We start from the raw sequence: 8269 nt of genomic DNA, 5'->3' as shown, positions 1-8269 counted from the left end.
GGCATTCACACTCCCATACTTCATAAGGATCTTCTCCCTCAGCGGTGTCGAAGCCGGTTTCCTAGCCTCTGCTGTTCTAATTGGAGATATAATAGGCGCGGCGATCTTTGGGAGGGTAAGTGATCAGATCGGGAGGAGGCCTGTGTTCCAGATATCCCTACTCTGGTACAGCGTGTTCACAGCCCTTACAAGCATTGCCAGAGGCTTCTGGGATATATTGATCCTGAGGATCCTCGCTGGGATCGGGTTGGGGGGTATGTTAGTTGTAGATCCAACCCTTCTCAGCGAGTTCCTCCCCAGAAGGATTAGGGGTAGGCTAATGGTTAGCCTAGACCTCTTCTGGCCTGTAGGTAGTTTCATAGCTCTAGCATTATCATATGTCTTCATGGAGCTTGGAGGCGGTAATTGGAGGGGTTTGTTCCTTGCCGCTGCTATCCCAGCTGTTACAATAGCTTTCTTCAGACTCTATGTCCCTGAGTCTCCATTCTATCTTGCTAAGAGGGGTAGGCTTGATGAGGCTTCTAGGGTGATTAGGAGGCTAACAGGATCTAATATAGATCCTAGATCGATAACCTTCGCTGTAGAGGAGGAGGGGAGCTATAGAGAGCTCTTCACAGCATATGGTAGGAGGGCAGCAGCTATGCTCATAGCATGGACAGCCCTGAACTACACATACTACGGCCTCTTCCTATGGCTTCCAGAGGTGTTCAACGTAGTTGTAAACCTATATGGCGGGAACCCGTGGCTCTACTTCAGCATAGCATTTGCATTCCAGGTTCCTGGATATGTTAGCGCTATGTATCTAGTAGAGATCCTTGGGAGGAAGAGAACCCTAGCACCATATCTAATACTAAGCGGTCTCTCAGGCATTTCGATGGCCTTCTCCACAGGAGATCTAATAGCCTTCACACTATCAGCCCTAGCTGTGAGCTTCTTCAACCTAGGAGCCTGGGGGAGTGTATATCCATTTACAAGTGAGTTATTCCCAACAAAGCTCAGAGGAAAGGCCTTCGGCATGGCAGAGGGGGTTGGAAAGGTCGTAGCTGTGATGGGACCGATAGTGTTTGGAGCACTCCTCCAAGCCACAGGATCCTTTGTAACGCCTCTGATAGCGATAACAATAGTAGCTGCTATAGCTGGCCTAGCTATCCTCTACCTAGCCCCCGAGACGAAAGGACTATACTTCGACTAAAAATCTTAAAATATCTAAACAGTATCAACTAAAATCTTTTGTTATGAGCGATCTCTATATTATTTGCTTATCATTAGCGACAGATTTATAAGTCATATTAGTTAAGTTTAGTTGGTGGTATATGATGGATATACGGGGGATTTCTCTACAGACAGCAGGCCTATTAATAATAGTTGTGATCCTCGCAGCTATAGCAGCCTATGGATGGGTTAGACCCCCTCTGGTTGTTGAGAAAACAGTCACAGTTACCGGTGCTCCAGGGGCTGTCCAGACCCTGACCATTACCACCCCTACATATGTAACTATCACCGCCGCTGCGCCGAGCGCTGCATCGCCTCTGGCACAGCTTAAGGTAGGGATCATAGTGCCGATAGATGAGTCGGATTTTTCGTGGAACTATGCTGCGATAGAGGCGATAACAAAGCTATCGAGGATCTATGGTTTTAACTTAACAATCGCTAGAAACCTCTTCGATGGGACGAAGGCCGAGCCAGTAGCTATAGATCTCGCTAGGAGGGGCTATGATGTGATAATACTCCAGGGGATCCAATATATGGAGATGGCCCAGAAAATAGCTCCTCAATTCCCCAACACACTCTTCGTATGTGTCGACTGCTTCCAGAAGGGTGCTCCTAATGTATATAACATTTGGATGACCCTGGAGGAGGGGGCCTTCGTGCTTGGAGTCGCTGCGGGTCTTCTAACGAAGAGCAATGTTATAGGGCTGATCGGCGGGGGGAGGGTGCCATCTATATGGGCTGGCCACGAGGCTTTTAAAGCAGGTGTGCTCCTGGTGAATCCTAATGTGAAGTTCCTAGAATATTATGCCCCTCTCTCATGGGCTGATGTAGCTGGTGCTAGAAGGGCTGCTGAGAGCTTTATAGCCCAAGGCGCAGATGTGATCTTCTCAAGCGGTGATGGGATAGATATTGGAGTCTCTCTAGCGGCGAGCGAGCGTAAGGTGTGGTTTACAACGGTATATGTCGATCTACCGAGGGTAAAGCCTATGGATACGTTGCTCGGCTCAATAGTATTTAACTGGGATATAGTGTATTCCAAGGCATTGATAGATAGGGTGACAGGTGATTGGAAATACGGCTTCCTAACAGCTACGATGGCATCTGGAATCGTTAAGGTGAGCTTTGGACCCAAGGTTCCTGAGGATGTGAAGCAGAGGGCCCTTAAATACCAGGATATGATATTGATGGGGCTTCTCAAGATATACTTCGACGTAGATCCTGCCAAGGGCACATTTAAGTGCTTCGACAACCCTGATCTGCCTGAGTGTAAGCCAACAGCGGCGAAGATCACATTCAAAGGCTAAGATTAGAATGCTTTAGAGAAATAAAAAACCCTGTTTTTAAACCCATATTCTTAAACATCAATCGAAGCAGGTGGCTGTGTTGAAGAGGGCGTGGTCTCTATATCTCGTAATATATATCGTGATTCTCGCTGTCGGCTTTATAGGTGTTTCGATCGTTGCAACAATATATAGGATAGGGTTTCTCGATGCCTTAAAAACCCTTCTGATCTCCCCATTCTCAGATCCCTTCAGCGCCTCAGAGATCCTAGTGAGATTCACAGCAATCTATACAGTGGCCCTGGGAGTCTCTATAGCGCTCAAGGCAGGGTTATGGAATGTTGGTGGGGAGGGGCAGTTCCTAGTCGGTGCTGTGATGACCCTCTATATAGCTAAATACCTCTCAACACCCAGTCCAGCTATTACTATGGCTCTCATGATCCTGGGGGCTATGTTCTTCGCAATGCTCTGGGCAGCGCCTCCAGCGATTCTCAAAGCTAGATTCGGGGTTAACGAGATAGTCACAACGCTTCTACTCAACATAGTTGCGTCGAGCTTCACACTATATGCTCTAGACGGCCCCATAAGGGGCTCGGGATCCTTTGGATATCTAATCTCAGACGTGCTACCCCCTAGCCTGAGGCTCCCTGTTCTCCTAAGACTCCCGGTGGCAAGCGGTGGTGAGATCCACTGGGTTGATACAAGACTCAGCTATGCCATAGTGATAACCGCGATCCTCGCGGTTCTATTCCACATGTTATTCGAGAGAACACCTCTAGACACACACCTCGGGGTTGTTGCTAGAGATTGGAGGATAGCCTCCTACGCTGGGATAGATGTGCAGAGGATTGTAATAGGTGTTATGCTGCTCGCAGGCACCTTAGCAGGCCTCGCAGGTGCTCTCCACGTTATGGGGGTTCTATATAGATTTGATTCCGGACAGATAGACCATGGCTTCGGATACCTAGGGGTTCTCGCAGCAGCACTTGGGAGGGCTAGCATAGGTGGGACGGCTCTTTCATCCCTATTCATATCGATCCTTGTAATAGGTGGTGAATCCCTTCAAAGGGCTACAGGTGCTACATATGCTATAACATGGGTAGCTATAGGCCTTATGATGATCGCGATAGCTGTTACAGAGGCTCTCAGGGTGAGGAGGCCTTGACACAGCTTCCACCAGAGCTTTTAAAGGCTCTCGAGATGCTTATAAACCCCACGATCCTTGTCGTAGCGTTTGCAGTATCCCTTAGACTCCTACCCATACTTCTCTTCACAGCGCTTGGCGAGCTAGTAGCTGAGAAGAGCGGTGTGGTTAATCTAGGTGTTGAGGGTATAATGCTGTTTGGGGCTTTCACAGCATATATGGTTGCAATAGCCACCGGAGATCCCCTAGCAGGGCTGGGAGCCGCTATCGCTGTGGGAGCCGTGATCACAGCTGTTTTTGCATATACAGCTGTGATCCTCGGGGTTAACCAGGCTGTCGCCGGGCTTGGGATATGGCTCTTAGGCCTCGGATTAACGGGGGTTCTATATACTACGATAGCCCCTATAGGTGTTACAGTGCCGATCATTAAAAGCCCCTTCGATGTTGGAGCCCTTATAAGCTATACAGGCTCTAGAGAGCTGGCAGAGCTGCTGATCTCCGTAACAAACCCGCTTATAGTGGTGTCGATAGCCCTCGTGCCTGCAACACATATATTCCTTAGGAGAACTAGGTGGGGCCTGGTTCTCTCCTCAGTTGGCGAGGATCCCGCATCATCTGACGCGATAGGGATAAACGTTGCTAGGGTGAGGCTTCTAGCAACTCTATATGGCGGTATCCTCGCATCCATATCTGGGGCGTATCTCTCTATCTCATATCTAGGCGATTTTAGATATGCTGTTACAGCTGGGAGGGGTTTCATGGCCTTGGCCATGGTCTATGCGGGTAACTGGGATCCTATTAGGACATTTATCTCCGCGGCTGTCTTATCATTCATAGATGCTCTGCAGCTGGGTATAGCATCTAGTAGCATTGAGCTTGCTAGGAGGTATTACTTCTTCAACATGATCCCATATATAGCTGTTATACTCCTAGTAATCATATTGGGTAGAAGGGCTAGGCCACCATCCGGCCTTATGAAACACTTTAGAAAGGCGTGATAGATGCTCTTATCTCTTCAAAACCCTGGGATCTGTATAGACGATCCCATCTTTATATAGCTTCTCTATCTCCTCCTCACCATATCCTATCTCCCTCAGGATCTCTGCTGTGTGTTCCCCAAGGAGAGGCGGTGGCCTCGAGATAACCCCTGGTGTTAGGCTCATCTTAAATGGTGTTCCAAGGGATTTGAATCTGCCGTATACCCTGTGCTCCATATCTATAACCATTTTTCTATGGAGAACCTGTGGATCTCTAAGCGCCTCGCTAACCCTATAGACAGGTGCCACGGGCACCCCTACCTTCTCGAGGATCTCTATCCATTCTCTCGTTGTCTTCTCTCTAAATGTTTTCTCGAGCTCTCTGACTAGGTGCTCTCTATTTCTAACCCTATCTGGGTTTGTAGCGAATCTGGGGTCGCCTAGGAGATCCTCTCTACCAATAGCCTTTGCGAAGATCTGCCATAGCCTGTCATTCCCAACAGCTACTATTATATAGCCATCCCTGGTCTCCAGCGCTTGATAAGGGGCTATGCTTGGATGTGCAGATCCAAGTCTCTCGGGATCCCTACCAGTTGCTATATAGCTTAGAGCCTGATGGGATAGTATGAGGATCTGTGTGTCTAGGAGCGATATATCTATATACTGCCCAGCCCCGGTTCTCTCCCTATGGTAGAGAGCCCCTAGTATAGCTATAACAGCCATCATCCCAGAGGTTATATCTGCTATGGGAACCCCGAACTTCACAGGGGGCCTCCCAGGCTCGCCTGTTATGCTCATAAGCCCGCTCATGGCAAGTGCTATCAAGTCATATCCAGGCTTATCCCTGTATGGCCCGTCCTGGCCGAAGCCTGAGATGCTGCAATATATAATCCTAGGGTTTATCTTTGAGAGCCTCTGATAGCCTATGCCAAGCCTATCAGCTGTTCCCGGGCGGAAATTCTCTATAACGATATCAGCTGTCCTCACAAGCCTATCTATGATCTCCAGGGCCCCAGGCTTCTTAAGATCTATGGCTATGCTCCTCTTATTCCTATTAACACTTATAAAGTAGGCCGAAACACCATTTATATCCGGGGGCATCCAGCTTCTAGACTCATCACCCTCTGGAGGCTCTATCTTGATCACATCAGCCCCAAGATCTCCGAGGAGCATAGTGGCAAAGGGTCCTGCCATAGCTCGTGTGAAGTCCAGAACCCTTATACCCTCGAGAGGCGCTCTAGCCATTGTTGAAGCCCAATACCTAGATTAGTTTTAAAATATATAAAAATATATATGGGGCTGAAACAATATTTATGGTGTTTTAGGGTTGTTCCAGCCCTTTCAGGGCTATTAGGTATGCTGATGCGGAATACCTGACCAGGGCGCTGCTAGACCCTCCCATGATATTGATAATATCTATATCTTCAATAACTCATCAGCATATGAATCGATAATAGTATTACAGTCGAAGCCGTTCACCCGAGAGCGGTTGTTCAGGATATTTTATTTTCATTTATAGCCGCCCTCGGGTTCATCACGGTCTCCCTCGGGCGGGCTACAGCGGTTCACCCACCCTCGCGCACCCGAGGGTCACTGATGGACTCATAATCTTCAGGGCTTATATATGTATCAGCATACTTAATGATCCTGAAGGGTATTAACAGCAAAACCACATAGAAGCTTCTAAAGACAATCAAAAATGTTTCAGCCCATCCTCTAGGGCTGGGAGAGGTTCGGAAGAGCTAATTATATATGCAGGAATTCAAAACTATATCCTAGAAATAAAGGGAGATCCGCCGTGCAGGAGATAGTGTTGAGGGTTGAGGGGATTACCAAGAGATTTGGGAATATCATAGCTAATGATGGGGTATCACTCGAGCTATATAGATCAGAGGTCCACGGCCTCCTAGGCGAGAATGGATCTGGGAAGTCCACGCTCTGTAAGATCATATATGGCCAGCTGAGGCCTGACGCCGGGAGGATCTATGTGTATGGTAGGGAGGTTAGGTTCAGAAGCCCGAGGGATGCTATAAGGCTTGGAATAGCTATGGTTCACCAAGAGCTATCCTTAATACCGACTCTAACAGTTTCCGAGAACCTCGTCCTTGCAAGGGGCAAGGGTGTGGGGGCTCCTAGGAGGAAGGTGTATGAGGAGGTTAGAGATATAGGGGAGAGGTTTGGGATAGAAATCCCACCTGATGTCCCGATATATAAGCTCTCATATGGTGAGAGGCAGAGGATCGAGATTCTAAAGGCCCTCTCACTCGGTGCAAGGATCCTTATTATGGATGAGCCTACAACATATCTTACAAAGGTTGAGACGGAGAAGCTCTTCCAATCCCTGAGGAGGATGGTTTCAGAGGGTATATCAATACTATTTGTATCCCATAGGATCGAGGAGATCCTCTCAATAACAGATAGAGTTACTGTTCTAAGGGCTGGGAGGGTTGTGGGTAGAGGGGTTACGAAGGAGCTTTCGAGGGAGGAGCTTGTTAAGATGATAATAGGGGATAGGGCTGTGGGATCAACGGCTAAGGAAGCACCCCAGCAGGATTTGGAGAGAAGGCTAGCCCTCTCTGTTAGGGGTTTAGAGGTTAGAGGAGATCTGGGCCAGGTCTCTGTTAGAGGCGTTGATCTAGATCTATATTATGGGGAGATCCTGGGTATAGCAGGTGTTGAGGGTAATGGGCAGAAGGAGCTGTTCGAGGCTATAGCTGGGATTAGAAGGCCTATCAACGGGATCATAAGGATCGATGATATAGAGTTGAAAGCATATTCACCGAAAATAGCTAGGAGGCTCGGAATCTCCTATGTCCCAGAGGATCCCGGGCTCGCGCTCGTAGCTGATTACCCGGCCTTTAGAAATATCGTGATCTCTCCCCAGATATCTAGGAGATATATTAAGCAGAGGATCTTCCTAGATGTTGGAAGGGTTAAGGAGGTATTTAGAAGCCTCGTTAGAAGATACTCGATCAAGGTCGAGAGACCGGAGCAGAGAACCTCAACCCTCTCTGGAGGGACGAAGCAGAAGGTTGTATTAGCTAGGGAGCTCCATGTAGAGCCCAGAATACTTCTTCTCTATAACCCCACAAAAGGCCTTGACATAGCTACGACAGAGCATCTAAAGGAGATAGTGTTGGAGGAGAAGAGGAGGGGGAAGGCAATACTATACTACTCAGCTGATTTAAACGAGATATTAGAGCTAAGCGATAGGATAGCTATAATATATGGTGGGAAGATTGTTGCAACACTAGATAGATCGGAAGCGGATCTCTATAGAATAGCTTATGCCATGACAACAGGTAGAGATCCAGGGCCTAGATCCCAGAATATGGTGTGAGAGAAGGATCCCCGCCTCTTCGAATCCTAGTCTCTCTATCCCTTAATTAGATCTCTATAGAATTAGTGGATCCCTCTATATGTTGGATTCTGTGGGGTTTAGATATGTGGATATAGCTTAAACACCGTTTCTAGGGATCAATATTCTTCTTTTTGATCCCTCTTAGCTATATAGTCCATGAGGGTTTTAGCTCTTCTAGAGCCCATCTCAGCCTTCACACCCTTTTCTCTGAGCTTTAGGAGCTCCTCCACAGCTGTCCTCAGATCTCTCTTGAGATCCTCTAGATTCCCCCTATTTCTAAGGATAGCTGCTGGAT

The 8269-nt window shown here is 47.9% G+C and carries 6 protein-coding genes; 5 read left to right on the top strand and 1 reads right to left on the bottom strand.

Going from position 1 to position 8269, the window contains the following annotated elements:
• The 4 genes from QXE01_09975 to QXE01_09960 all read left to right on the top strand — a co-directional run.
• Positions 1–1192 (top strand): MFS transporter (locus tag QXE01_09975; GenBank protein MEM4971561.1); only part of this gene is annotated, 1192 nt, incomplete at its 5' end.
• A 121-nt stretch (positions 1193–1313) separates the two neighbouring features.
• Positions 1314–2516, top strand: coding sequence for a BMP family protein (locus tag QXE01_09970; protein ID MEM4971560.1), 1203 nt, complete (start codon positions 1314–1316; stop codon positions 2514–2516).
• A gap of 79 nt (positions 2517–2595) precedes the next feature.
• Positions 2596–3657, top strand: a complete 1062-nt coding sequence (locus QXE01_09965; protein MEM4971559.1) for an ABC transporter permease — start codon at positions 2596–2598, stop codon at positions 3655–3657.
• Positions 3654–4634 carry an ABC transporter permease gene (locus QXE01_09960; GenBank protein MEM4971558.1) on the top strand — a complete coding sequence of 327 codons (981 nt, stop codon included), beginning with the start codon at positions 3654–3656 and terminating at the stop codon, positions 4632–4634. The genes QXE01_09965 and QXE01_09960 overlap by 4 nt, the downstream gene beginning before the upstream one ends.
• A 9-nt stretch (positions 4635–4643) precedes the next feature.
• Here the strand turns inward: QXE01_09960 and QXE01_09955 are convergent, their stop codons facing one another.
• A complete protein-coding gene (locus QXE01_09955) occupies positions 4644–5858 on the bottom strand; it encodes a CoA transferase (GenBank protein MEM4971557.1) in 1215 nt (404 codons plus the stop codon).
• A 553-nt stretch (positions 5859–6411) separates the two neighbouring features.
• On the opposite strand from QXE01_09955, the gene QXE01_09950 reads away from it, so the two are divergent.
• Entirely contained in the window at positions 6412–7953 is a 1542-nt protein-coding gene (locus QXE01_09950; protein MEM4971556.1) for an ABC transporter ATP-binding protein, read from the top strand.
• Positions 7954–8269 lie beyond the last annotated feature (316 nt).

Source organism: Sulfolobales archaeon (assembly GCA_038897115.1).
In the GTDB taxonomy this organism is placed as follows: Archaea; Thermoproteota; Thermoprotei_A; order Sulfolobales; family AG1; genus AG1.
The sequence above is the reverse complement of the archived record's forward strand: the minus strand, read 5'-3'. Positions and strand labels throughout refer to the sequence as shown.